General features: G+C 30.0%; 33 protein-coding genes and 1 tRNA gene. 22 read left to right on the forward strand and 12 right to left on the reverse strand.

From position 1 onward, the window contains the following. The first annotated feature begins 19 nt into the window (after positions 1-19). From MBM09_RS13495 to MBM09_RS13505, 3 genes are all read left to right on the forward strand, one after another. On the forward strand, positions 20-625 hold the full coding sequence (locus tag MBM09_RS13495; protein WP_238674246.1) for a zinc-ribbon domain-containing protein: 606 nt from the start codon (positions 20-22) through the stop codon (positions 623-625). Positions 626-633: 8 nt separating this feature from the next. After that, the gene (gene coaD / locus MBM09_RS13500) at positions 634-1089 is read left to right on the forward strand and encodes a pantetheine-phosphate adenylyltransferase (RefSeq protein ID WP_238674247.1); all 456 of its coding nucleotides are present in this window, start codon (positions 634-636) and stop codon (positions 1087-1089) included. Between the two features lie 63 nt (positions 1090-1152). Next, positions 1153-1599, forward strand: coding sequence for a HEAT repeat domain-containing protein (locus MBM09_RS13505; protein WP_238674248.1), 447 nt, complete (start codon positions 1153-1155; stop codon positions 1597-1599). Positions 1600-1687: 88 nt separating this feature from the next. On the opposite strand, the gene MBM09_RS13510 is transcribed toward MBM09_RS13505, so the two are convergent. Both MBM09_RS13510 and MBM09_RS13515 read right to left on the reverse strand, forming a co-directional pair. Next, positions 1688-3301 carry a SulP family inorganic anion transporter gene (locus MBM09_RS13510; RefSeq protein WP_238674249.1) on the reverse strand — a complete coding sequence of 538 codons (1614 nt, stop codon included), beginning with the start codon at positions 3299-3301 and terminating at the stop codon, positions 1688-1690. A gap of 97 nt (positions 3302-3398) precedes the next feature. Further along, a complete protein-coding gene (locus MBM09_RS13515; RefSeq protein ID WP_238674250.1) occupies positions 3399-3773 on the reverse strand; it encodes a hypothetical protein in 375 nt (124 codons plus the stop codon). 164 nt (positions 3774-3937) lie between these two features. Between MBM09_RS13515 and MBM09_RS13520 the strand changes: the two genes are divergently transcribed. Genes MBM09_RS13520 through MBM09_RS13530 form a run of 3 tightly spaced genes read left to right on the forward strand, consistent with a single transcriptional unit; the run spans position 3938 to position 7241 of the window. Then, on the forward strand, positions 3938-5671 hold the full coding sequence (locus tag MBM09_RS13520; protein ID WP_238674251.1) for a M14 family metallopeptidase: 1734 nt from the start codon (positions 3938-3940) through the stop codon (positions 5669-5671). A gap of 15 nt (positions 5672-5686) precedes the next feature. Continuing rightward, entirely contained in the window at positions 5687-6766 is a 1080-nt protein-coding gene (locus MBM09_RS13525; protein WP_238674252.1) for a glycoside hydrolase family 105 protein, read from the forward strand. Positions 6767-6791: 25 nt separating this feature from the next. Then, positions 6792-7241 carry an SMI1/KNR4 family protein gene (locus MBM09_RS13530; protein ID WP_238674253.1) on the forward strand — a complete coding sequence of 150 codons (450 nt, stop codon included), beginning with the start codon at positions 6792-6794 and terminating at the stop codon, positions 7239-7241. Positions 7242-7256: 15 nt separating this feature from the next. On the opposite strand, the gene MBM09_RS13535 is transcribed toward MBM09_RS13530, so the two are convergent. Further along, entirely contained in the window at positions 7257-7838 is a 582-nt protein-coding gene (locus MBM09_RS13535) for an NUDIX hydrolase (protein ID WP_238674254.1), read from the reverse strand. Between the two features lie 131 nt (positions 7839-7969). Between MBM09_RS13535 and pyrE the strand changes: the two genes are divergently transcribed. Beyond that, positions 7970-8614 (forward strand): orotate phosphoribosyltransferase, encoded by a 645-nt coding sequence (pyrE, locus tag MBM09_RS13540; RefSeq protein WP_238674255.1) that lies wholly within the window; start codon positions 7970-7972, stop codon positions 8612-8614. A gap of 26 nt (positions 8615-8640) precedes the next feature. After that, complete coding sequence (locus MBM09_RS13545; RefSeq protein WP_238674256.1) at positions 8641-9036, forward strand: SRPBCC family protein; 396 nt, start codon at positions 8641-8643, stop codon at positions 9034-9036. Here MBM09_RS13545 and MBM09_RS13550 read toward each other — a convergent pair. Further along, complete coding sequence (locus MBM09_RS13550) at positions 9033-9761, reverse strand: biotin--[acetyl-CoA-carboxylase] ligase (RefSeq protein ID WP_238674257.1); 729 nt, start codon at positions 9759-9761, stop codon at positions 9033-9035. The genes MBM09_RS13545 and MBM09_RS13550 overlap by 4 nt on opposite strands. Before the next feature lie 92 nt (positions 9762-9853). Between MBM09_RS13550 and rsfS the strand changes: the two genes are divergently transcribed. The 9 genes from rsfS to MBM09_RS13595 all read left to right on the forward strand — a co-directional run bounded on the left by rsfS (position 9854) and on the right by MBM09_RS13595 (position 18013). Continuing rightward, positions 9854-10225, forward strand: coding sequence for a ribosome silencing factor (gene rsfS, locus MBM09_RS13555; protein WP_238674258.1), 372 nt, complete (start codon positions 9854-9856; stop codon positions 10223-10225). A gap of 5 nt (positions 10226-10230) precedes the next feature. Continuing rightward, positions 10231-12195 carry an ATP-dependent zinc metalloprotease FtsH gene (ftsH, locus tag MBM09_RS13560; protein WP_238674259.1) on the forward strand — a complete coding sequence of 655 codons (1965 nt, stop codon included), beginning with the start codon at positions 10231-10233 and terminating at the stop codon, positions 12193-12195. A gap of 122 nt (positions 12196-12317) precedes the next feature. After that, entirely contained in the window at positions 12318-12926 is a 609-nt protein-coding gene (locus MBM09_RS13565) for an LUD domain-containing protein (protein WP_238674260.1), read from the forward strand. 1 nt (position 12927) lies between these two features. Beyond that, positions 12928-13749, forward strand: a complete 822-nt coding sequence (locus MBM09_RS13570; protein WP_238674261.1) for a phosphatidate cytidylyltransferase — start codon at positions 12928-12930, stop codon at positions 13747-13749. Then, complete coding sequence (locus tag MBM09_RS13575; protein ID WP_238674262.1) at positions 13739-14395, forward strand: phosphatidylserine decarboxylase family protein; 657 nt, start codon at positions 13739-13741, stop codon at positions 14393-14395. Before MBM09_RS13570 ends, MBM09_RS13575 begins: the two co-directional genes overlap by 11 nt. Beyond that, positions 14388-14654, forward strand: coding sequence for an acyl-CoA-binding protein (locus tag MBM09_RS13580; RefSeq protein ID WP_238674263.1), 267 nt, complete (start codon positions 14388-14390; stop codon positions 14652-14654). The genes MBM09_RS13575 and MBM09_RS13580 overlap by 8 nt, the downstream gene beginning before the upstream one ends. Positions 14655-14706: 52 nt before the next feature. Next, the gene (locus MBM09_RS13585) at positions 14707-15342 is read left to right on the forward strand and encodes an MOSC domain-containing protein (RefSeq protein WP_238674264.1); all 636 of its coding nucleotides are present in this window, start codon (positions 14707-14709) and stop codon (positions 15340-15342) included. A gap of 43 nt (positions 15343-15385) precedes the next feature. Further along, a complete protein-coding gene (locus MBM09_RS13590) occupies positions 15386-16627 on the forward strand; it encodes a DEAD/DEAH box helicase (RefSeq protein ID WP_238674265.1) in 1242 nt (413 codons plus the stop codon). Between the two features lie 60 nt (positions 16628-16687). Beyond that, entirely contained in the window at positions 16688-18013 is a 1326-nt protein-coding gene (locus MBM09_RS13595; protein WP_238674266.1) for a hypothetical protein, read from the forward strand. Here the strand turns inward: MBM09_RS13595 and MBM09_RS13600 are convergent. Together MBM09_RS13600 and MBM09_RS13605 are read right to left on the reverse strand one after the other, a co-directional pair. After that, positions 18010-18426, reverse strand: coding sequence for a hypothetical protein (locus MBM09_RS13600; protein ID WP_238674267.1), 417 nt, complete (start codon positions 18424-18426; stop codon positions 18010-18012). The genes MBM09_RS13595 and MBM09_RS13600 overlap by 4 nt on opposite strands. Next, positions 18407-18994 carry an RNA polymerase sigma factor gene (locus MBM09_RS13605; RefSeq protein WP_238674268.1) on the reverse strand — a complete coding sequence of 196 codons (588 nt, stop codon included), beginning with the start codon at positions 18992-18994 and terminating at the stop codon, positions 18407-18409. Before MBM09_RS13605 ends, MBM09_RS13600 begins: the two co-directional genes overlap by 20 nt. A gap of 141 nt (positions 18995-19135) precedes the next feature. Between MBM09_RS13605 and MBM09_RS13610 the strand changes: the two genes are divergently transcribed. Further along, the gene (locus MBM09_RS13610; protein WP_238674269.1) at positions 19136-19474 is read left to right on the forward strand and encodes a DUF6249 domain-containing protein; all 339 of its coding nucleotides are present in this window, start codon (positions 19136-19138) and stop codon (positions 19472-19474) included. A 56-nt stretch (positions 19475-19530) separates the two neighbouring features. Here MBM09_RS13610 and MBM09_RS13615 read toward each other — a convergent pair whose 3' ends face one another. Then, a complete protein-coding gene (locus MBM09_RS13615; RefSeq protein WP_238674270.1) occupies positions 19531-20196 on the reverse strand; it encodes a M15 family metallopeptidase in 666 nt (221 codons plus the stop codon). Positions 20197-20235: 39 nt separating this feature from the next. Between MBM09_RS13615 and MBM09_RS13620 the strand changes: the two genes are divergently transcribed. The 4 genes from MBM09_RS13620 to MBM09_RS13635 all read left to right on the forward strand — a co-directional run bounded on the left by MBM09_RS13620 (position 20236) and on the right by MBM09_RS13635 (position 23383). Next, a complete protein-coding gene (locus MBM09_RS13620) occupies positions 20236-20829 on the forward strand; it encodes an alpha-ketoglutarate-dependent dioxygenase AlkB (protein WP_238674271.1) in 594 nt (197 codons plus the stop codon). A gap of 233 nt (positions 20830-21062) precedes the next feature. Beyond that, positions 21063-21206: a hypothetical protein gene (locus MBM09_RS13625; RefSeq protein ID WP_238674272.1), complete on the forward strand. Its 144-nt coding sequence runs from the start codon at positions 21063-21065 to the stop codon at positions 21204-21206. Positions 21207-21319: 113 nt separating this feature from the next. After that, entirely contained in the window at positions 21320-22630 is a 1311-nt protein-coding gene (locus MBM09_RS13630; RefSeq protein ID WP_238674273.1) for a DUF819 domain-containing protein, read from the forward strand. Between the two features lie 54 nt (positions 22631-22684). Then, positions 22685-23383 carry a DUF4369 domain-containing protein gene (locus MBM09_RS13635; RefSeq protein ID WP_238674274.1) on the forward strand — a complete coding sequence of 233 codons (699 nt, stop codon included), beginning with the start codon at positions 22685-22687 and terminating at the stop codon, positions 23381-23383. Between the two features lie 61 nt (positions 23384-23444). On the opposite strand, the gene MBM09_RS13640 is transcribed toward MBM09_RS13635, so the two are convergent. The 5 genes from MBM09_RS13640 to idi form a co-directional block, all read right to left on the reverse strand. Then, positions 23445-23518: transfer RNA gene (locus MBM09_RS13640), tRNA-Thr, on the reverse strand. A 61-nt stretch (positions 23519-23579) separates the two neighbouring features. After that, positions 23580-23849: a hypothetical protein gene (locus MBM09_RS13645; RefSeq protein ID WP_238674275.1), complete on the reverse strand. Its 270-nt coding sequence runs from the start codon at positions 23847-23849 to the stop codon at positions 23580-23582. Positions 23850-23879: 30 nt separating this feature from the next. Beyond that, entirely contained in the window at positions 23880-24851 is a 972-nt protein-coding gene (locus MBM09_RS13650; RefSeq protein WP_238674276.1) for a type I phosphomannose isomerase catalytic subunit, read from the reverse strand. A 3-nt stretch (positions 24852-24854) separates the two neighbouring features. Next, positions 24855-25265 carry a 6-carboxytetrahydropterin synthase gene (locus tag MBM09_RS13655; RefSeq protein WP_238674277.1) on the reverse strand — a complete coding sequence of 137 codons (411 nt, stop codon included), beginning with the start codon at positions 25263-25265 and terminating at the stop codon, positions 24855-24857. Next, positions 25262-25789, reverse strand: coding sequence for an isopentenyl-diphosphate Delta-isomerase (gene idi / locus MBM09_RS13660; protein ID WP_238674278.1), 528 nt, complete (start codon positions 25787-25789; stop codon positions 25262-25264). The genes MBM09_RS13655 and idi overlap by 4 nt, the downstream gene beginning before the upstream one ends. Positions 25790-25807 lie beyond the last annotated feature (18 nt).

Below are 25807 nucleotides of genomic sequence, written 5' to 3' on the forward strand. Positions count from 1 at the left end.
ACTAACCAAACCAAAACCTATGATTTTTTACGGCACTAATTCTTCAAGATTAAAAGATGGACAAATAAACAATGTTACATGTCCAAATTGTGAAAACCAAACATCAATGACCTACAGCGTTTTTGGCAAATACGCTTATATTTATTGGATTCCCATTTTTCCTTTGGGAAAAGTAAATGTCTTAGAGTGCAATTCCTGTAAACGTACTTTTAAACTTAAAGAGCTTCCAGAACAAATTAAACATAAATTTGAGTTAGAGAAACATAGGGGTATTCCTATTTTACATTTTAGCGGTTTAGCTATTATTGTTTTAGCTATCGCTTTTTTTGCATATTCAGGTTCTAAAAACAAAGAACTAGATGCAAAATACATTCAGGCTCCAGCCATAGGAGATGTTTATTCAGTCCTTTCAGACACTAATGGGCAGTATACAACCATGAAGGTTACTGGTGTAACTAATGACAGTGTATTTGTGGTATACAATGACTATGAAATTGATAAAAGAAGTGCTATATACAAAATAGATAAGAAAGAGAACTATACAGTTTATGAAAGTGGTTATACTAAGCAGGAAATCTTGTCTTTATATGCAGACAAAACTATTTATGAAATAGATAGAGAATAAAAATTAATATGAAACGAGCCATATTTCCAGGGTCTTTTGATCCACTAACATTAGGTCATTATGATATTATAAAACGTGGTGTTACACTTTTTGATGAAATTATAGTAGCTATTGGTGTAAATGCCGATAAAAAATATATGTTTTCACTTAAAGAACGTAAAAAGTTTATTGAAGACGCTTTTGCAGATGAACCTAAAGTAAAAGTTGTTACTTATAAAGGTTTAACGGTAGATTTTTGTAAAGAAGTTGATGCAGAATTTATCCTTCGTGGTTTAAGAAACCCTGCAGATTTTGAATTTGAAAAAGCTATTGCACATACAAACCGAAGCTTATCAGAGATTGAAACTGTTTTTCTTTTAACTGCAGCAAAAACGTCATACATTGCATCATCTATAGTACGCGATGTTATTAGAAATAATGGTGATTACACAAAATTGGTACCTGATAGTGTTAGAGTGAAATAACTTGAATTCGTAACATTTCTTAAATATATTATACTAATAAGTATCATAATTGTTTAAGAATTCATGTTCTACCAAATTACATATTTGCTTTTTAAACTGAAATGTATTCAGCCATCTGATCATGCTATTTACTTTTGGATGCAGAATAATCATATTGAAAAATTAGAATATGCTTTAAAATTTGGAAACTACAAAACACGTAAATTGGCTGCTGAAGCTTTAGAAATTGTCGGTAAACCATCGTCAATTCCTGCACTTATCAACGCTATGAATGACAATGTGCAAAATGTGTCTGTTGCAGTTTTAAATGCTTTAGAAAAAATAGGTGAAGATGACGAACTTGTTAAAACCATTGTAAAAAAACGTTTTAATTGGGCAAAACAAATTCGAGATAACAAAGCAAAATATGAAGCTAACAAAAACAAAAAATATAAAATTTATCGTTGGGAACGTGCCAGTAAAAAATCGTTTGATATAGTTAAGGAACAACTAAAAAAACCAATGAGATAATTCTTTGTGTTAGAGATTACAGTATCTTTTTTCAAAAAAATATAGTGAAAAATGCGACCTGAAAAAGTAACGGCCAAAAAACAATTAATTACAATTTATACTCCGAAAGCGGTTTTGTAAAAGCTTCTGGGTTTTCGGCTAAATGGTAACGCGGATCGTCAATATCTTCAACAATAACTTCTCTGAATTTAGGACTAGCTTTGTAGAGTAATATTTTACAATCTTCACTTAAATGCTTCAATTTGATCTGTTTTCCGGCAGCTTCATATTTATTTACCAGATTAAAAATAGCTTCTAATGCAGAATGATCACTAACTCTGGATTCTACAAAATCTATTTCAACCTTATGTGGATCATTTTTTACATCAAACTTTTCGTTAAAGGCTATAATCGATCCAAAAAATAAAGGCCCCCAGATTTCATAAACTTTAGTTCCATCTTCTCTCATACGCTTACGTGCGCGAATACGTTTAGCATTTTCCCAAGAAAACACAAGCGCACTAATAATTACACCTGCAATAACAGCAATAGCTAAATCGAAAATAACGGTTAACGCTGAAACAGCAATTAAAACAATGACGTCGCTTAAAGGTATTTTATTTAGTATTCTGAAACTACTCCATGCAAACGTACCAATTACAACCATAAACATAACACCTACCAAAGCTGCAATAGGAACTTGCTCTATAAGTCCTGAAGCAAAAAGGATAAACACAAGCAATAAAACGGCTGCAACTATACCAGACAATCGAGTACGACCTCCAGACTTTATGTTAATTAACGACTGACCAATCATGGCACAACCACCCATACCTCCAAAGAAACCGGTTACAATATTTGCACCACCTTGCGCCATACATTCTCTATTAGTATCCCCTCTGGTTTCGGTTAATTCATCAATTAAATTTAATGTCATTAAAGACTCTATTAATCCAATTGCAGCAAGTATTAGAGCATATGGACCAATAAACTTTATAGTTTCCCAATTAAAAGGCACTTTACTAAAAATATCGATTTGAAATTGTGGCAATCCTCCTTTTAGTCCTTCACCACCACCATCACGAATAAAACTTCCAACAGTTGCAACATCTAAGTTTCCAAAAATTACAATTGCCGAAACAACCAAAATAGCAATTAAGGCTTCTGGTAACTTTTTAGTTAATTTTGGTAAACCAAACATTATAGCCATGGTTAAAAGTACAAGACCTAACATTACCCATAATTGATTACCTGTGAACCAATCGCCGTTAGCATCTTTAAACATGCCTAATTGAGAAAGAAATATAACAATCGCTAACCCGTTAACAAACCCCATCATTACAGGGTGAGGAATTAATCTAACAAATTTACCAAGCTTTAAAACACCTGCTAGCATTTGTATAACACCCATTAATATTACCGTGGCAAATAAATAGTATAACCCTAGTTGTTCGCCTTCTGTTCCCATGGCGTTTCCTTCGGCAACAAGACTTACCATAACTACCGCTAAAGCACCTGTTGCTCCACTTATCATTCCTGGGCGACCACCAAATACCGAGGTTATTAAACCAATCATAAATGCAGCATACAACCCAACTAAAGGATCTACACCCGCTACAAATGCAAATGCTACAGCCTCTGGGACCAAGGCCAATGCCACAGTAATTCCACTTAAAATATCGTCTTTAGCATTCGCTGCACGCTTTCTTATGAATTCAGTCATAGTAAATTAATTGAAAGTGCAAATTTACGTTTAATATGTTGGCGTGCAAATGAAGTATTATAATTTACTTTATAAGAGAACTACAACGTTTGAAAAATTATACTTTATAAATTTCGTTTAGCCAATTTATAGCCCCTTCTCTTGTTCTAAACATTCTTACATTCCAGTTATTATCTTTGTTTAAACTTAATAAAGTTTCACTTGACATTATTGCAACTTGAGAGTCTACAACTACTGCCATATTATCAACTCCTTTAATGCTTACAATACTTTTTTGAGCTTCAAAAGTATAAGTGTATGAGTTTTTTTTATTAATTAAAAGGGAAAAAGGCGCATCCAGATTAGTTAATAGAAAGTCATGATATTCATCTACCATAACTTCATCCATTTCTACACCTTCGTTTACTATAACTTCGGCTAAGTTATTTCTTAAAATAGAAATAGTACCAAAAGAAAGTTTATAACTTTTCATATAAAATCTTTTCGAGAGAGATTAAATTACAAACAACTTCAAAAAGTTATAATCCGAGATAGCAATTTTGACTTCAAATCGAAATTAATAAATTTATTTAAGTTCTAACAAATCAAATCAACTTTTCTTTAGAAATTGTAGATTTATAAAATAATTCTCGATTTATGAAAAGATTTTTTTACATAGTAATTTTTATAGCAGCTTGTAATCCTTCAAACGAAAAAACTTATTATGATTTTGAAACTCATTTTGAAAAAACTGATGGCTTAGAAACAGCAACATACAAAGAAACAATTCAGTTTTATACAGATTTAGCTGAAGCTTATAATGAAATAAAAATTGATAGTATTGGAGAAACCGATTCTGGCAAACCACTACACCTTGTAACTTTAAACCTTGATGCTGAGTTTAACTTTTCAGAAATCAGGAAAAATAAACGCATTTTATTTATTAATAATGGCATTCACTCTGGTGAAAGTGATGGTATTGATGCTACTATGATGCTTTTTAGAGATTTAGTAAATGGTAAAATAAAGCCCCCTAAAAACACCGTTTTAGTAACTATTCCTATTTATAACGTTGGTGGTAGCTTAAACAGAAATTCTACCACACGTACAAATCAAAACGGCCCAAAAGAATACGGATTTAGAGGAAACTCCAGAAATTACGATTTAAATCGTGATTTTATAAAATGTGATACCAAAAATGCCAAAACATTTGCTGAAATTTTTCACTTGGTAAAACCCGATGTTTTTATTGATAATCATGTAAGTAATGGTGCTGATTATCAATATACGCTCACTCATTTATTTACACAGCATAACAAATTTGGTGGTGATTTAGGGAATTATATTCATACTGAAATCATGCCAAGACTAGAACAAAAACTTTTAGAAAAACAATGGGATATTACACCTTATGTAAATGTTTTTAACCAAGTTCCAGAGAAAGGATTTTCTCAGTTTATGGATTACCCACGTTACTCTACAGGTTACACAACACTTTTCAATACTATAGGTATGATGGTTGAAACTCATATGCTAAAACCATACAAACAACGTGTTGAAGGTACATATGAGCTAATGAAAAGTATGATAGAAATTACCGAAGAACAAGGTGATAAAATTTCAGAATTAAGAAAAAATGCCTTTTCGGAAATTCAAAAGCAAAAAAATTATGCCTTAGACTGGGAAGTAGATACCACCAAAACATCAAACTTAAACTTTAAAGGGTTTGAAGGTGAAATAATTAAAAGTGAAGTTACAGGTTTTGATAGATTGAAATATGACAGAACAAAGCCATTTACAAAACAGGTAGCTTATCAAAATTACTTTAAACCAAGTATTGAGGTTGAAGTTCCAAAAGCTTATATAATACCAAAAGGTTGGCATAATGTGATTGATTTATTGAAATTGAATAGTGTTGAAATGACCACTTTCGAAAATGACACCATTATTAAAATAGAATCTTATAAAATTTCAGATTATAAAACGAGACAAATGCCTTATGAAGGACATTATCAGCATTATAATACAAAAGTTGAAAAAACAGAAAAAGACATTCAATTTTCAAAAGGTGATTATCTCATTTACACCAATCAAAATGCTGTAAGATATTTATTAGAGACACTAGAACCCCAAGTACCTGATTCATTTTTTAATTGGAACTTCTTTGATACTATTCTTCAACAAAAAGAAGGGTTTTCTCCTTATGTATGGGAAGGTAAAGCACAAGAAATTTTAGCAAGAAATCCAAAATTACAAATTGCCTTTAACACCAAAAAGTCTTACAATAAAGACTTTGCAAATAATTGGTACGCTCAATTAGATTGGTTGCATAAACAAACCGAGTATTATGAAAAAGCACATTTACAATATCCAGTATATCGAATTATCTAATAAAAAACATAAGTAATGATTAAAAAACGCGTCTTCATAATTGTTTTAGCTCTTATTAGCACATTTATTTCTTGCAAATCAAAAGAACCTCAACTTAATAAGTCGCCTGAAACTGTTGGTAAACTAATTATAAACGACTTGCTATCTAGACCAGAATTTATGATATATGAAACTCCTGGAGTTTACGCTGTTCATTATGCTGAAGCTTGCGCAGGTTATGGAAGTTTAAAACTAGCTGGTTTATTAAAGGATAAAAACTTGATTGCTAATTTAGAAAGTCGTTATAAGAGAGTTGAAAAAGAAAATATACCCAATACAGAAAACCATGTAGACACTAATGTCTATGGCATTTTACCTTTAGAGTTTTATATTCAAACACAAAATAAAAGTTATCTAAAACAAGGTATAAAACTAGCCAACGGACAGTGGAAAGATACTTTGCCAAATGGTTTAAGTTCTCAAACAAGATTTTGGATTGATGATATTTATATGATTAGTGCTTTACAAGTACAGGCATATAGAGTAACTGGTAATATGATTTATTTGGAAAGGGCTGCTTTAACTGTTAAAACTTATATTGAAAAATTACAACAACCTAACGGCTTGTTTTTTCATGGACCCGAAGCGCCTTTTTTCTGGGGAAGAGGAAATGGTTGGGTAGCGGTAGGATTTGCTGAACTATTATCTGTATTACCTGAAAATAATCCGCATTATAACTTTATTCTGAATGGTTATAAAAAAATGATGAAAACCCTAATTGAATATCAAAATGAAGATGGTATGTGGCACCAATTAATTAACCATAAAGAATCATTTAAAGAAAGTTCTTCTACAGCTATGTTTGGATTTGCCATGGCTTTAGGCGTTAAAAAAGATTTGTTACCTAAAAGTCCATACCAAGAAACATATATAAAAGCTTGGAACGCACTTACTAAATATTTAAATGATGATGGTAAAATTCGAGAAATTTGTGTGGGTACTGGTCAAAGTCTAGATATTAATTATTACTTAAACCGCCCAAGAATAACAGGAGATTTACATGGTCAAGCTCCAATGCTTTGGTTTGCACATAGTCTGTTAACTAAAAATGAGTAATTTTATAAAACACTTTTAATGAATTATGACAATAGAGAAACTGAGGATCTTGTTTAAAGAGATTTACAAACTTAAATTTGATTATCAAATTGAAGGAGTATTTTCAAATGGTTCTTCAAAACAAATAATTTATGCTTTGGAAAAACACAATCTACCTCAATCATATATCAAATTTCAAAAAAACTGTGGACATATAAGTGCACTAGATATTCACAATGGATATTGGTTAGATAAAGGTGAAAAAGTTCTCGAAAGACTTAATCAAAACAAAAATCAAAAACTATTAATCATAGGAAGTGATGGTGGGGGAAATTTGTTCAAATTAAACATACAAAACGATAGTATTTATAAAACAAACCCCGCAGGAAACAACCCCATAATAATTTCTAATTCATTTGAAGAGTTTTTAGAACAACTAGTTTTAGATTGGCAACACTTTTTAAACGGAGATGCTTCTTGGAAATATATTGTTTAATTATTTTTTAACTGATTAAACCAACCCTTTTATATTAGCATAAGAATTTGTAAGCGCTTCCTTAATTTGCTCTTTATTTAACCACTCTACTTTGGTAATACCCTCGTTTTCTTGAGGATGAAATTTTCCATTAAAACTCGTTTTCATTTCAAACCAATAGGTGATTTTAATTTTGTAACGCCCGTTACGTTTAAAAATATGGTAAGTAGTATCTAATGGTTTAGTTATTTTTAAACCTTCAACTCCAGTTTCCTCTTCAACTTCTCTTATTGCTGTTTCTTCTATAGTTTCTTTTCCGTCTACCTTTCCTTTTGGTAAATCCCATTTATCATTTCTATAAATAAATAAAATATCACCCTTTTCATTAAATACCTTACCGCCTCCTGCTATAACATTAGGAAGCTTTTTTAAAAATTTTTTAATAAGCTTATCTTGATTTTTATGGATAAGGCGAACTTCTTTCAAAGATGTTGTATTAAGTTTTTTTATAACCTTAACAACATTTACTGTATTTAGTAAATAATTTTTAAAGTTTGTTTCTTTTTCAACAACAGAAGTTAAAATTATTGGTTTATCACCAACAAAAACTTTATACATACTTTGTTTGTTAATTTATTATATGCGGTAAAAATATCATTTTTAGTTATAATCTATACATTGTTGAAAAAAATATTTTTATTCCTATACAAGCACATCTAAAATTTAAATTTATGTGTAATTTTGTCAACATGATTTTTAACAAAGAAACTGCCAAAAAAACAGCCGAAGTATTATTGCAAATTAACGCTATAAAACTTAGCCCAAAAGAGCCTTTTACATGGGCATCCGGATGGAAATCTCCAATTTATTGTGACAATAGAATTATATTGTCATTTCCACCTATTCGCAATTACATTCGTGAAACCATGGGTAAATATATTGAAAAACAATATGGAAAACCAGATGTTATTGCAGGTGTAGCTACAGGCGCTATTGGAATTGGTATACTGGTTGCCGAATATTTAGGTTTACCTTTTATATATGTAAGACCAGATGCAAAAGGACACGGACGTAAAAACCAAATTGAAGGTTTTGTAGAAAGCGGACAAAATGTGGTGGTTGTAGAAGATTTAATAAGCACAGGAAAAAGTAGTTTAAATGCTGTTAAAGCTTTAAAAGAAGTTGGCATAAATGTGAAAGGAATGGTTGCTATTTTTACTTATGGGTTTGATGTAGCCGCTAAAAATTTTGAAAAAGAAAATGTTCTTCTACATACCTTAAGTAACTACGAAAACTTATTGGAAGAAGCCTTGGAAACCAATTACATTTCAGAAAAAGAATTAAAAACATTATCAGAGTGGAATACCAACCCTAGTGAATGGAACGCTAATTGATATAAACTTAGAAAACACATTAAATTATGAACTTAGAATCTAAAAAAATTAGCGTTAGCAAATCACCCGAAGAAGTTTTCAACTTTTTATCTGAAGTTAAAAATTTTGAATCTTTAATGCCTGAAAACATTAGCAAATTTGAAGTCTTAGGCGACGATAAATTTTTATTTGCATTAAAAGGAATGCCAGAAATTGTACTTAAAAAGAAAGAGGTTATCCCTCCAAATAAAATTGTTTTGGGTGCTGCTGGTGGTAAAATTGATTTTTCACTTATTGGAAAGATTAATCAAATAGATGAGACTACAAGCGAGGTACAACTTGAGTTTACTGGAGACTTTAACCCTATGATGGCGATGATGATTAAAGGCCCTATTAGCAAATTTATTGAAACGCTTGCTACCAGTATTCCTCAAGCCATTTAATATAAAAGTGTAATTTCTTTAAGATCGAATTTTTTAACAACTTCGTCTTCTAAAATTACTTGTAACTTACCATATTTTGTAACGCCTTTTATAAAACCAGAAAACATTAAACCTTCAGCATTTTTAAATGTTGAGGGTTTATTTTTTCTAAATAAATTAGCTTCATATTCATTTTTAACATCATCATACTTTTCTTGTTGTAATACTGAAGAATAATACTTTGTATCCTTGATGATACTAAGTAAAATTTCATCCAAATTATAATGAACTCCTGTAATGCTTTTTAAAGACGAAGCTTTAGGCAAATCTTTAAATTCAGTTTGATTTACATTTACACCAATTCCTATAATTGTAGAATTAAGTTTGTTTTTTATGACATTTTCAATCAAAATTCCACATATTTTTTTATTTGCTGACAAAATGTCGTTAGGCCATTTTATGCTCAAACTTGGAATATTTAATGCCTTTAAGGTTTTAAAAACAGCCAAACAAATAGCCATATTAATGTAAAACGGGAATTCAATATCATGCATGCTTAAATCCTTAAACAAGCTAAACATAAGGTTCTTGCCTGTTTCTGATTTCCAAACAGTACCCATTTGCCCTCTTCCACTTGTTTGTTGTTTGGTAACAACAATGGTATAATCAGCAACAAATTCTTTACTAATCATTTCTTTTAAAAATGAATTTGTAGAGTCGATGGCATTAAGTTTGATTATCTGCATATAGAAGTTATTGCTACACTTAAAAATCTTATGATTATTTTAAAGCATAAAGAACAAAAAAATAATAACTTTGCACAAATTAAATAAATTTAATGGCGAAAGAAAAAATAAGCGCAGATCAATTAATATCAGTTATACTAAGTGGCATTGAAGATGTTAAAGGTAAAGAAATAAATATTTTAGATTTAAGAGAAATTGAAAACACGGTTTGTGACTACTTTATAATTTGCGAAGGAACTTCTAATACGCAAGTTAATGCCATAGTAAATTCAATACAAAAAAAGGTAAGCAAAACACTAAAGGACAATCCTTGGCATGTTGAAGGTGTTGACAACGCAGAGTGGGTTTTAATGGATTATGTTAATGTTGTTGTACATGTTTTTCAAAAACATGTTAGAGAATATTACGATATTGAGAGTCTGTGGGGCGATGCAAAAACAACTGTTATAGAAACTAGTTATTAAAAAAAATGGCAAACGAAAAGAAAAATATAAAAGACAAAAAACCTAAATTTAGTCCTTACTGGATTTATGGTATACTTATAGCATTATTTCTAGGCTTTCAATTATTTAGCAATGGAAGTTATGAAAATGGTAATGGAACTACACCTGCTGAATTCTTTAGATTCTTAGAAGATGGTGATGTAGAAAAAGTTGAGATTGTAAAAAACACAAGAGTAGCAAAGGTTTATTTAACTAAAGATGCTGAGTCTAAAGAGATTCATAAAAACTCTAAACCTCAAACATTTATTCCTTCTGCAACCAAATTACCAAACTATAAATTTGAATTTGGAGATCTTCAAAACTTTGAAAATCGTTTAAACGAAACCACTAAAGATCTTAGCGTAAAACCAACGGTAAAATTTGATACAGAAACAAACGACTGGGGTAATTTATTAATGGGAATCCTTCCTTTTATCTTACTAATTGGAGTTTGGATTTTTATTATGCGACGTATGTCTGGTGGTGCTGGCGGAGGTGCTGGTGGACAAATTTTTAACATTGGTAAATCTAAGGCTAAGCTTTTTGATCAGAATACTGAGGTTAAAACAAGTTTTAAAGATGTCGCTGGATTAGAAGGAGCAAAAGAGGAAGTTCAGGAAATTGTAGATTTTCTTAAGTTTCCAGAAAAATATACAACACTTGGTGGGAAAATTCCTAAAGGAGCTTTATTAGTAGGACCTCCAGGAACAGGTAAAACCTTATTAGCAAAAGCGGTTGCTGGTGAAGCTAAAGTACCTTTCTTCTCATTATCAGGTTCAGATTTCGTTGAAATGTTTGTAGGTGTAGGTGCGTCTCGTGTTAGAGATTTATTTAAACAAGCTAAAGAAAAATCGCCTTCAATTATTTTTATTGATGAGATTGATGCTATTGGTCGTGCCAGAGGAAAAAATGCTATGTCTGGAAGTAATGATGAGCGTGAAAATACGCTTAACCAATTACTAACAGAAATGGATGGTTTTGGTACAAATACTAACGTTATTGTTTTAGCTGCAACCAATAGAGCAGATATATTAGATAAAGCCTTAATGCGTGCTGGACGTTTTGATAGACAAATCTATGTTGATTTACCTGATGTTCGTGAGCGTAAAGAAATTTTTGAGGTACATTTAAGACCGCTTAAAAAAGCAAAAGATTTAGATTTAGATTTCCTATCTAAACAAACTCCAGGATTCTCTGGTGCAGATATCGCTAATGTTTGTAACGAAGCGGCATTAATAGCTGCCAGAAATGGTAAAAAGGCTGTTGACAAACAAGATTTTCTTGATGCTGTAGATAGAATTATTGGTGGTTTAGAAAAGAAAAATAAAATTATTACACCAAGCGAGAAAAAAGCTGTGGCTTACCACGAAGCTGGTCATGCAACAGTAAGCTGGATGTTAGAACACGCTGCTCCTTTAGTAAAAGTAACTATTGTTCCTCGAGGGCGCTCGTTAGGTGCTGCATGGTATTTACCAGAAGAACGTTTAATTGTACGTCCAGAACAAATGCTAGACGAAATGTGTGCTGCTCTTGGTGGTCGTGCTGCAGAAAAAGTGATATTTGATAAAATATCAACTGGAGCTCTTAGTGATTTAGAAAAAGTAACAAAACAAGCCAGAGCTATGGTTACTGTTTACGGGCTTAGCGATAAAATTGGAAATTTAACTTATTACGATTCTTCAGGACAGAGCGAATATGGTTTTACTAAACCATACAGTGAACAAACTGCTGAACTAATTGATAAAGAAATTTCAGATATCATTGAGAAACAATACCAGCGTGCTGTTAAATTACTTGAAGAAAATAAAGATAAATTAACCCAGCTTGCTGAAGTACTTCTAGAAAAGGAAGTGATTTTTAAAGATAATCTGGAAAAAATATTTGGCAAACGCGCTTTTGAAAAAGAAGAGGCAGAAACTCCAAAAGAAGAAACTAAAAACGCAGAAGAATAGTCTTTAATCGATATATTTTGATAAGCATTAGTAAAAATCTTAAATTAATCGTAAGGTTAATTTAAGATTTTTTATATTTGGTGAACCTTCAAAAAAGAACACTGTTAATAGCAATATACTAAATGAGTCTTTTTAGAAAAATTTTTGGTTCTAAATCTGAGCGCTTAGGTGAAGAATTAAAATCTGATGATAGGGGCAAATACATGCCAGAAATAAAACTACCTATAGATGAAAGGTTTACTATAAACTTTAAAGCTAATGGTGGAAAGTTCTTGTATTGTGAAAACTTAAATGAAATTTATCAAAATTTAGATCATATTATTGCCGAAAATAGTTGGGAAGAAAAAAAGACTTTATTACTTGATGAAAACTTAGAGGATAAGTTTAAAGATTCTAACTTAAAACCAACAAGAAAAATTAGCGAATCTACTTTTTTCTTAACCACTTGCGAAAACTTAATTGCCAACGATGGATCTTTACTAATTTCATCCAAACAAATTTTTGAAAAAAAACTCCCTGAATTGCCAGTAAACTTTATAGTTTTTGCAACAACTAGCCAGATAGTTGAAAATATTGGTGAAGGCTTACGAGGTATAAAATCTAAAAACAGACAAAAAATACCTACTAATATTACAACAATTAAGCATTTTAAATCTGGAGATGAAAAAGATTTTCTAAGTTATGGTAGCAGTGCCAAAAATCTATACTTACTACTTCTAGAAGATTTATAGAATGAAAGAAATTCTTGTTAGATCACTCTCTGGGTTACTCTACGTAACATTATTAATTGTTTGCTTATATTTTGAGCATTTATTAATTGCCCTTTTTTTAATTTTTGGTTTGATTTGCATGGGTGAATTCATGAAGCTTATTCAACTTAAAAGCAAAATTCCATATTTTATTCTCATAGTTTTATATGGTGTTTTTGGTTACTGGCAAACCGTTTTAAATACAGACACTGGTTTAAATGAAGCGACTCAAATATTAATGGTACTTGCCATTTTTGTAGAATTGTTTTTAATTAAAGATTTATTTTCAGAAAAAACCATTCCGCTTTTTGCAAGCAAACGATTTATACTTACAACATTTTATTTATCAAGTTCATTTGTGTTTTTAATTTTAATCGCAAATTATCACGATAATTATAACCCAAATATTTTATTGGGAGCTTTCATCCTTGTTTGGGTAAATGATTCATTTGCTTATTTAGTTGGAAAAAACTTTGGCAAACAAAAGCTTTTCGAAAAAATATCTCCTAAAAAAACAGTAGAAGGCTTTCTTGGTGGTTTATTTTTTTCCTGTATTGCCAGCTATTTTATTGCTACCTTTACAAACACATTAAATTTTACAAGCTGGTTAATTTTAAGTATCATAATTAGTGTTTTTGGAACTTTGGGAGATTTAATAGAATCTAAGTTTAAAAGACAAGCAAAAGTTAAAGATAGTGGTGTAATAATGCCTGGTCATGGTGGTCTACTCGATAGATTAGATAGTATTATTTTTGCTGCACCTTTTATATATTTATTTTTAAGAATTTTAAATTATGTTTCATAAAGAAGGACATAAAATCATATTTATAACATTTGTAATTGTTGTTGCTAGTTTTTTTTTAGTAGATAGTTTCATTGATACCCAATGGTTAAGAACTATCATAATGATTCTTTTATTAGGGTTTTTAATATTGATTCTTCAATTTTTTAGAAATCCAAAACGAAAAACCAATTTAAACAACAAACAAGTTATATCACCCGTCGATGGTAAAGTTGTAGTTATTGAAGAGGTTTTCGAAAAAGAATATTTTAAAGACAAACGTTTACAGGTAAGTGTATTTATGTCTCCAATAAATGTACATGTAACACGTTATCCTATTGGTGGTAATGTTATATTTAGCAAATACCATCCTGGAAAATACTTAGTGGCGTGGCACCCTAAAGCTAGTGAAGAAAACGAGCGTACTACAGTAGTTGTAGAAAACGAAACTTATGGTAAAGTACTTCACCGACAAATTGCAGGGGCGCTAGCAAAGCGTATTGTAAATTACGCAAAAGTTAATGACAAAGCTGTTCAAGGAGGAGAATCTGGATTTATAAAATTTGGTTCTAGAGTAGATTTATTTTTACCTTTAGATACAAAGATAAAAGTTCAACTTAATCAAAAAGTTCGTGGTGGAGAAAGTATTATTGCAGAGCTTAATGAGTAGTGAAGAGTTAGACATAGAATTTCAAGATGCTGTAAATCGTGTAAATGCACACACTGATCCTTTTCCTGCAGACACATTATTAAAACTATACGCTTATTATAAAAAAGCTACTAATGATTATAGTAGACCAAGTAGTAAGAAAGCTATAATTAATGCTTTTAAAACCAATGCTTTATTTCAAGTTGAAAATATAACTGAAGATGAAGCTAAACGCGTTTATATAGATTTAGTAAACAATTACTTCTTATATAGAAAATAATTCATTCCGTTAGTTTTCTTCTAACATTGAATCATTTATATGTTAAATCAATTTGAAAATCACCTCAACTAACATAGCTAAACCCACCACTATAATTTGGAACCAACAAGAAGTGGTAACAGGTATATATAAAACGCCAACCACTAATCCCATTTATTTAGGAAAAGATATTGTTAAAGACGACGAGGTAACAGACAGAAAACATCATGGTGGTGAATTTAAAGCTTGTTATCTGTTTTCTGAAAAGCATTATGCTTATTGGAAAAAACTTTACCCAAAATTAGATTGGAATTGGGGCATGTTTGGTGAAAATCTTACGGTTTCAGATTTAGATGAAACTCAAATACAAATAGGGAATATCTATAAAATTGGAAAAGCTTTAGTACAAGTAACGCAACCTAGAGAGCCTTGTTTTAAATTTGGAATTAAATTTGGCTCTCAACAAGTTTTAAAACAATTTATTGAGCATGGTTTTCCTGGAACTTATGTAAGAGTTTTAGAAGAAGGCTTGGTTAAAACTGGTGATACTTTCAATTTAATTAAAGAAGCCAAAAACAGTTTAACTATTCATCAGTTTTTTAACTTACTATTTTCAAAAGAAAAAAATCAAGAACATTTAAAAACTGCTATGCATATTGATGCAATACCACAAAGAAAAAGAGACAAACTGAAAGCATTTATAAATTAGGTTTGCTCTAGGTTTGTTATATCTTTGCAGCAAATTCATCTTCATGTCATTTAAAGACTTAAAATTAAATAAGCCTATTTTAAGAGCAGTTGCCGAAGCGGGTTATGATAACCCTACATTAGTTCAAGAGAAAACCATTCCTTTGGTTTTAGATAAAAGAGATGTTATTGTTTCTGCACAAACCGGCACTGGTAAAACAGCAGCATTTGCACTTCCTATTTTGCAATTGTTATTTGATTACCAAGATGCACCAAAAAAAGGAAAAAAAATTAAAGCCTTAATTGTTAGTCCAACTAGAGAGCTTGCTGTCCAAATTCAAGAAAATTTTAAAACGTATAGCACATATACTAACTTACGCTCAACAGTGATTTATGGTGGCACATCAATTGAGCCTCAAAAAGATATTATAAATAAAGGTGTAGATATCTTAATTGCAACCCCTGGACGTTTACTGGATTTACATAAACAAGATATTGTTAACCTAGACTATGTTGAAACTCTGGTTTTAGATGAAGCCGATTTAATGCTGGATATGGGTTTTATTGATGATGTAAAGAAAATAGAACGTCTTTGTACTAAGGAAAAACAGATATTATTATTTTCAGCTACTATTCCTTACAAAGTTGAACAGCTTGCAAATTCAATTTTAAATAATCCTGAACGCATTGAAGTTTCTGCAAATTCTTCAACTTCTAAAAACATCAACCAAATTCTTTATTACGTACCTAAACGTAATAAAATAGAGTTGTGTTTACACCTGTTAAGAAATACAATTAAAGGTAGCATTTTAATTTTTAGGCGTACCAAATTTGGTGTGGATAAGTTAGAACAAACACTTATAAAAAATGGGTATAAAGTAGAAAGTATTCATGGTGATAAAACTCAAAATTTAAGACAAGAAGCTCTAAATAAATTTAAGAATGGCTATGTAAATATTTTAATTGCTACCGATGTTGCTGCGCGTGGTATTGATATAAATGAGTTAGATGCAGTCATTAATTTTGATTTACCTAATGTACCCGAAACTTATGTACATAGAATTGGTAGAACAGCTAGAGCTGGAAAAACGGGTACAGCATATTCGTTATGTTCTGCAGATGAAAAAACATATATTAAAAGCATTCAGCAATTAATAAACATACAAATTCCTATTGAAGAAAACCATCCTTACCCTTTAGACCCTAAAGCAAAACCTATTGTTCATAAATCAAAAAAACAAGGAAGCAAACATAAAAAAGGCAGAAAAAGTGTAGCTTCAAAAAAGAAAAAGAAACGCTGGTATTAAACAATTTACTTGAAATTTTGTTAAGTAATTTCTATCTTTCTAAAACAAAAACCAGCAAAGATGAATAACGACTATACAAATCCTGCTTTTAAAAAACTACTACAAAAGCTTCAGGAAGAGAGTTGGCAGTTAGAATTACTTATTTCTGGTTTTGCGATTTTTGGATTATTTAGTGCTTTTGAACCCTTAAAAATAGCCGTAAAACAAGCAAAAAATAATGGTATTATACATGAAGGCATAATTGCTCAAATAGCTTTAATTGCATGTATTATTTTAATTTTCAATCTTTTATTGCATGTTCTTCTGCGTGGTTTATGGATTGGTGCTTTGGGCTTACGTTATGTTTCTGGAGATATTGATTATGAAAAGTTAAATTATGGCGAGAAATTCACAAAATATTTAAAGAAAAAAGTTGGCTCTTTTGATAAGTATATCGCTACTCTTGAAAATTATTGCAGTATTATTTTTGCTATCTCATTTTTACTCATTTTTTATGTGCTAGCTGTATCATTTACCATTTTATGTATAGCTCTTATTGCAGGATATATTATCAATAATGACAGTTTACCAGAATGGATTAAAATAGTATTTGGAGCCACATCAATAGTTTTCATATTACTTGGGATGCTATTTACCTTTATTGATTTTGTTACCCAAGGTTTTTTAAAAAAGAAAAAATGGCTTTCTAAAATATACTTCCCGTTTTATTGGATTTTTAGTTTTATAACATTATCGTTTTTATACAGACCTATTGTATATAATTTTTTAGATAATAAATTTGGTAAACGCCTAAGCTTTTTATTGTTTCCTTTATTTTTAATATTATTTTTCAGTTTATCTTTAAACTATAACTTTTCTAATTATTTCAGTATAAGTAACAACTCTAATGAGTATATAGCTAATAATAACAATTACGAAGATTTAATAGATGAGAAATCTGGTTTTATAGATAATGCAGCAATACAATCTAAGGTTATAACTGATAATTTTATTAAAGTGTTTGTAAAGTTTTCTGAGTCTGTAGAAAATCGCATATTTAATTATAACAAAGGATTAAAACCAGAAAAGGATATAAGAGGTCTAACAACTGATATTACCTTTAACGAAGAGTTTATAGATTATATAAAAAGAGACAGTTTAAAACGAGAGTATATCAAAACATTTAATAAGATATATTATGTTAAAATTGACTCTCTAGTACAAAAAACTCAATTTATTGTAAGTAGAAGTAAAAAAGGTAATTTAGGTTTTGAAACCTATATTTCTTCTAAAAATTTATCTGAAGGAAAACACACCCTAGAAGTAAAACGGAAAGCTTTAAATAAAGAAAAAGATACTGTTTATTATAGTATTACTACAATTCCGTTCTGGTACTTTAAAGATTAATACTCAAAACGCTTATTTAAATAGTTTTTAAGTAAAGGTATTTGTATAAAAATCATTAAACCAAAAAACACCATAGCATACATAAATGTTTTTGGTATTCTTAAACTCGACAATGTGTTAGAAATACTATTATTTGATAAAACACTCATATCTATTTTACTCATCCAACCTGTAGATTCTGTTTGACTCCCAAAAAATAAAGTATATAGAATTATAGCAGAAAAACCAATCAAAATTAAAATCCACGTTCTTTTAGAAATTAATGATTTATAAACCGTTATTTCATTTTCACTTAAATTTTCAACATTAGACATTACCGCATCAGTGAAATTGAAAGACGGACTTTCAACACCACCTTTAGTGATAAGCTTTTTTGTTAAATCGTCTAAATGCTTATTTGTTTCCTCTTTCATAATACTCTATTAATTCCGGTTCTAATTTTTGTTTTAGAATAGTAGCCAGTTTTTTTCTACTTCTAAACAATTTCACTTTAACATTATTAGGCTTTAATCCTACGGTTTCAGATATTTCATCTAATGATAATTCTTCAAAGTAATATAAAGTTAGTAAAAAACTATCTTCACCAGGTAATAAGGCAATACAATCTTGTATAGCTTGTTCTTGTTCGGTTTGCTCTAATTTATCTAATGCATTATCAATAGTTTTTATTTCATGTTCTGTAAACTCATTAATAGCAACATCATTTATATGCTTTTTATTCTTTTTAATTCTATCTAAACTAGTGTTGTATGCTATTTTATAAATCCATGTTGAAAATTTAGAATCGCCTTTAAATTTACTTAATGATTTATATACTTTAATAAATGTGTCTTGTGCTACCTCTTCTGCTTCTTCCCTATTTTTCAATATTCGTAGCGTCAAAGTAAACACTAAGTCTTTATAACGATTAACTAATACTGAAAAAGCATTAGTATCGCCTTCAATTACTTGATTGATGAAATATTGATCGTTAGTGGTCATTTTTTAATTAAGACGATTAATTGTTATAGTTGGTTACAGCTAAACTGAAAAAATATTTTTTATTAAAAGTGTAACCAAAATCCAAAACGTATCGTCATAAGCTATGAACACATTAAAATAATCAATTAAAAACAAACAATTATGGAAGAAATATTAATCCCGATCAGCTTTTTTCTGGCAGTCTTTGGAATCGTTTACCTTTACTTATCAACCAGAAATAAAGAACGCTTAGCCCTTATTGAAAAAGGTGCCGATGCCAGTATTTTTAATCTTGGAAAACGAGCAGGCTCTTCATGGAAAGTTATTGTTTTAAATCTTGCTTTCTTACTAATGGGAATTGGCTTAGGAGTTTTTATAGCAAATTTACTTACAACCTATACTTCTCTTGATGAAGATGCTATTTATCCAGCACTTATTTTCCTAATGGCAGGTATTGGATTATATGTAGGTTTTACACAAACTAAAAAGCATGTAGATTAGTAATTCTTATAATCCAAAATAACAAAATTAAGCAGTTTCTTTAAGAAGCTGCTTTTTTATTTAATAGGAAAATCAAAAAATGTATTAGGAAATGGCTCGCCTCTTAAAGTAAAATGCCACCATTCTTTTGGGTAATTTCTAAACCCATATGTACTCATAATTTTTTGAAGAAGTTGTCTATTAGCTTTCTGTTCTTCTGTTATGTTTTTATAACTCACCCAAGATTCTTCACCAAAAAAATCATATGGACTTCCCATGTCTAAAGCCTCACCCGTGTTTCCATCAATAATTGTTAAATCGACTGTGCTACCTCTACTATGTCCAGATTTTGAAGAAATATAACCTGCTTTAAACAAATATCGCTTTCTAACTTCTGGGTAAAATGCATGCTTATTAATAGTATCGTTTAAATCTCTAGTCCATGTTACAAAATGATTTACAGCTTGTTGTGGTCTGTAACCATCATATACTTTTAAACACAAATTTTGCTCTTGTAAAGCTTCATGTACTAATTTTAACGCATTGGCTGCTTGAACAGTTAAAATTAAATTATTAGCATGATAACCATCAACGCGTTTTCCTAAAAAATTATTGGAGGTGTTATAGCGTAATTCAACTTCTAAATCTGGAATAACATCTTTTACATAAACAAAACCATTTGGTAACTGCGAAAATGATTTTAAACAAATAAAAAAGAATAAAACAATTATTTTAAATTTCATAAATCTTCTTAATTATGCTAATTTAGAAAATAAAAGAACATGCTATTTGAAAGTCCTATAAATTTAAAAATGAATGATGCCGATGTAATTTATTATCCTAATTTCTTCAATAAAAATGAATCAGACATTTATTTTAAATCTTTACTCAATAATCTTAACTGGAAACAAGATACAATAACAGTATTTGGCAAAAGTTATTTGCAACCACGCTTAACAGCATTTTACGCTAGTAACTCTAATACTTACACGTACAGTAATATTGAAATGAAACCACATCTATTCAGTGGTGATTTACTTAAAATTAAAAATAGTATTGAAACTGAAGTTGGAATAAATTTTACAAGCTGTTTAGCAAACTTATATAGAGATGGTAAAGATAGTAATGGTTGGCATGCTGATGATGAAAAAGAATTAGGTAAAAACCCAATAATAGCATCAGTTTCTTTTGGTGAAGAAAGAGTTTTTCATTTTAAACATAAACTTGAAAAAACTCAAAAAAAGAAATTGATATTAAAACATGGTAGCCTTTTACTCATGAAAGGAGAAACTCAAAAAAATTGGTTACATCAAATACCCAAAACAAAAAAAGACATTGGAAAACGAATTAATTTAACCTTTAGAATTATTGCATAAAAAAACCGAGTTCCCTCAAACTCGGTTTTTTCTCAATTTGCTTTTTATATTATGACGTTAGATTTGGGGTCTCCATATCAACACATAATGCAAATATTAATTAATTAATCCATTGAACTAAAAAGTATGTTATTTAGTACACACCAAATATATAATTATAAAATAATACTAAACGATTAAAAACATAATAAATCGATGAAATACACTTTTTTTTAACATTTACTATAGATTAAATGAAAAACATCGACGAAATACATTGTTTAGGGTTTAATGAAGTAATTGCTACAATAAAAAAAGCACCTCAAAAAGGTGCTTTTTTACTAACTAACCAACCAAATATGAATTACATTCTTAAGCTTAAAGTAACCACTCAATAAACTCTTTATTTGAATGTAACTATTATACATTAAGCAATACTCGTGCCAAACTTAATTTGTTTGTTTTTTTTCCGCATTTATTTTTGGTATTTTACACACTTTAAAAACTAACTATGGAAAACCATCCTTTATTTACCAACGACACTATTATTTTTGGATTATTAATGCTTGCTTTAGGTTTTGTGTTTTATACCGAATCCTTAAAAGGAGGCTTTTGGGAAAAATTCTATAAAATCGTTCCAGGACTATTTATGGCATATATGATTCCTGCTCTTTTTACAACCTTACGATTAATTGCACCAGAATGGGAAACAACTAATAGCACTGGAGAAACAACTACGCATAGCTCGAATCTTTATTATATTTCTAGTCGTTTTTTATTACCTGCAGCCCTAGTGTTAATGACATTAAGTATAGATTTAAAAGCTGTTTTTAATTTAGGCTGGAAAGCTTTAATCATGTTTTTTACTGGTACTATAGGTATTGTAATTGGAGGTCCAATTGCTATTTTATTAATATCTATGATTTCACCAGATACCGTTGGTGGTGTTGGACCAGATGCTGTTTGGAGAGGATTATCAACGCTTGCTGGTAGTTGGATTGGTGGAGGAGCAAATCAAACTGCTATGCTAGAGATTTATGGTTACAATCAAAAGTTGTACGGAGGAATGGTATTTGTTGATATTGTAGTCGCAAATATTTGGATGGCTATATTACTAATTGGAATAGGAAAATCTAAAGGTATTGACAAATGGTTAAAAGCAGACAATACAGCTATTGAAGAGCTTAAAAACAAAGTATCTTCATTTACTGAAAGTGTGAAAAGAAACCCAACTCTAACAGATTATATGATTATTCTAGCTATTGCTTTTGGCACTGTAAGTTTTGCTCATTTGTGTTCTAGCTTTTTAGCACCATTTTTTGAAAGTACTGTTGCTAATATAGAATCTCCAACAACAAGAAACATATTTACTTTCTTAGGCTCCAAGTTCTTTTGGATGATAAGTATTGCTACAATATGTGCTATTTTATTATCCTACACAAAAGCTAAAAATTATGAAGGTGCAGGTGCAAGTAAAATAGGAAGCGTGTTTATATATATACTTGTGGCTTCTATAGGAATGAAAATGGATTTAACCTTAATTTTTGATAATGTAGGATTAATAGCTATTGGTATTGTTTGGATGACTATTCATGCACTTTTACTTATTCTTGTTGCTAAACTTATTAAAGCTCCTTATTTCTTTTTAGCAATTGGTAGTCAAGCTAATGTTGGCGGTGCAGCTTCTGCTCCTATAGTTGCTTCTGCTTTTCATCCATCATTAGCAACAGTTGGGGTGCTCTTAGCTGTGTTTGGATATGCCATTGGAACTATTGCTGCCATTGCCTGTACTATTTTGATGGAATTAGCATCTGTTAGCTAGTTTTTAAAAAATAATTATAAGATATTTGCTCATCAAAAAAAATAAAATCAATTCATGAAAAAACTTTCGTTATTAGTTTTAACTATTTTAATAATAGCTTGTGGCAGTAAAGAAAAAGACTTAGTTGTTAAAACTACTATTAAAGGATTAAAAAAAGGTACTGTTTATCTTAAAAAAATACAAGACACCACTCTTATAACCGTCGATTCTCTTGTTATTAACGGCAATTCAAGTTTTGATTTACAAAGTGATATAGATTCTCCTGAAATTTTCTTTCTGTACTTAGATAAGAATAGCGCAGAAAAAGACCGAATTACATTTTTTGCAGATAAAGGTGTTACTGAAATTAACACAACACTTAAAAATTTTGTTTTTGATGCAAAAATTAAAGGTTCTGAGCAACAAAAAACTTTAGAAGAATATCAATCTATGATTTCTAAGATGAACTTCAGAAATTTAGATTTAATAAAAGAGCAGTTTGAAGCTCAACAAAAGGCTGACACAGCTAAATTAAATACTATTAAAAAAGAATCAGATAATCTTTTAAAACGAAAATATTTATACACCGTAAATTTTGCATTAAATAATAAAGATAGTGAAGTAGCACCTTATCTTGCGCTTTCTGAAATATATAATGCAAACGTTAAATATTTAGACACTATAAATAATTCTTTAACCCCTAAAGTTAAAGAATCTAAATATGGTAAAGAATTAGAGTCTTTTATTGAAAGTATTAAGGAAAATGAAAAATAGGCTAATGTCTATTTGAATTAATAGAATAAAAAAAGCTTCTCAATTGAGAAGCTTTTTTTTGAGCCGATGGAGGGACTCGAACCCACGACCTGCTGATTACAAATCAGCTGCTCTAGCCAGCTGAGCTACATCGGCGTAATTAACGGGTGCAAATATAATCGCAAAATTAATATCTGCAAGCATCCGTTAAAAAATTTTATCCAAGTTTATTAATTTTTTCGATTAACGCTCTTCCTTTTGTTTCTAACTCGCTATTAATAGCTTTAAAATGAGCTTTTGCATTATCAACGTTTTTAGCATTCACTTTAGCAATTAATTCATCAAAAGTTTCGATTGCTTCATCAATAATAGCTTCACTTTTCTTGGTGTCTTTGTCTGTATTTGCATATTCCCAAACATAAACTGCTTCTATAATATCACCTAAAACATAATTAATGTCTTTTTTTAGGTTTCTAACATTTGCCATAATATATATTGTATTTATTTGTGCACAAAATTAAACATAAACTTCTAATAGTTTAGCTTTTTTAGAACTAATTTGATAGCTCTTAATTGCCGCTGGAAGTAATATGGTTTCTCCTTTTTTAATAGTTTCTGAAATATTATTTGTTATAATTTTTGCTTCTCCATCAACACACATATAAATTAAGAAAGAATCATGATTATTCTCCTTATTTAATGTTGTATTTAAATCTACATAACTTGTTGTGAAGTAAGGGCAACTTACCATTTTATTTGATTGATTTTCAGTTTTAACATAATCAACTCTAAAATTATCTGGCATATTAAAATCGAAAGCATCAATAGCTAAATCGTTATGTAATTCTCTTTCATTACCTTGGTCATCTACACGATCCCAATCGTAAACTCTATAAGTTATATCGCTGGTTTGTTGTATTTCGGCAAGCATTACTCCTGCTCCAATGGCATGTACTCTACCAACCTCAATGAAATAAGTGTCTCCTTCTTTTACTTTATCGAAATTTAAAATTTTAGTTAGTGTTTTGTCTTCTAAATGCTTTAAATATTTTTCTGGAGTCATGTCTTGGTTAAATCCTACAATTAGATTTGAACCTTCATCGGCTTGCATAACATACCACATTTCAGTCTTTCCAAAGGAATTATGGCGTTTTGCTGCTAATTCATCATTTGGATGTAATTGTATTGACAAATCCTCTTTAGCATCAATAAACTTGATTAACAAAGGGAATTTGCTACCGAATTCTTTGTAGTTTTTATCTCCAATTAAATCTGACTTGTAAGTATCTAAAAGATCTTTTAAAGATTGCCCTTTTAAACTTCCGTTAGAAACTATTGATGTATCTCCTTCTACATCACTAATTTCCCAACTTTCACCAACATTTGGTAAATTGTTTTCTTTATTTAAAATTGATTTTAATTTTTGTCCTCCCCATATTTTATCTTTTAAAATAGGAGTGAATTTTATTGGGTAAAGTGTATTTGCCATAAGTTATTGTCCTGAATATGTTACAAAATTGCGAGGTGTTTCATAAAGTGTTACCTCTAAATCAAGTTTAGATTCTAATTTGGGTTTTAATTTATTATATATTATTACAACAATATTTTCTGCTGTAGGGTTTAATTCTTTAAATTCTGGGACTTCAAGATTAAGATTTTTATGATCGAAAGCATCTTCTACTTCAGCTTTTATTAAATCTTTTAAAACTTTCATATCTATGACATAACCAGTTTCTTTATCAATTTCTCCGGTTACGCTAACTATAAGTTCATAATTATGCCCATGAAAGTTAGGGTTGTTGCATTTTCCAAAAATAGCATCATTTTTTTCGTGGCTCCAATCTTTTCTATACAAACGATGCGCCGCATTAAAATGTGCTTTTCTACTAACAGTTACTTTCATTTTTGAGCTATGTTTATATGTTGATAAAATTTATCGAAAATTACTTTAAACCAAGCCGTATACAATTCTGGATGAAGTAAGATGTCTACTTTAACATGTTCTAAAGGCATCCATTTCCAAGCTGCTACTTCATCTAAATTTATAATGGGTTCATTATTATAATTTCCTACTAAAACATGGTCGTACTCATGCTCTGTTAGTCCATTATCAAAAGGAGCTTTATAAATAAACGAGATTTTATCTTCTAAATCTGTTACAAAGCCCATTTCTTCCTGTAAACGCCTTTTTCCTGCTTCTATATTGGTTTCTCCATCTCTTTGATGGCTACAACAGGTATTCGTCCACAATCCCGGAGAATGGTATTTGTTTAATGCACGTTGTTGAAGCATCAATTCATTTTTATCATTGAAAATAAAAACTGAAAATGCACGATGTAATAATGCTTTTTCATGAGCTTCTAGTTTTGGCATTAAGCCAATCTGCTCATCGTTTTCATTTACTAGAATTACGTTTTCTTCTTTCATCTACACAATTTCACTTTT

This window comes from Flaviramulus sp. BrNp1-15 (assembly GCF_022259695.1).
GTDB lineage: Bacteria > Bacteroidota > Bacteroidia > Flavobacteriales > Flavobacteriaceae > BrNp1-15.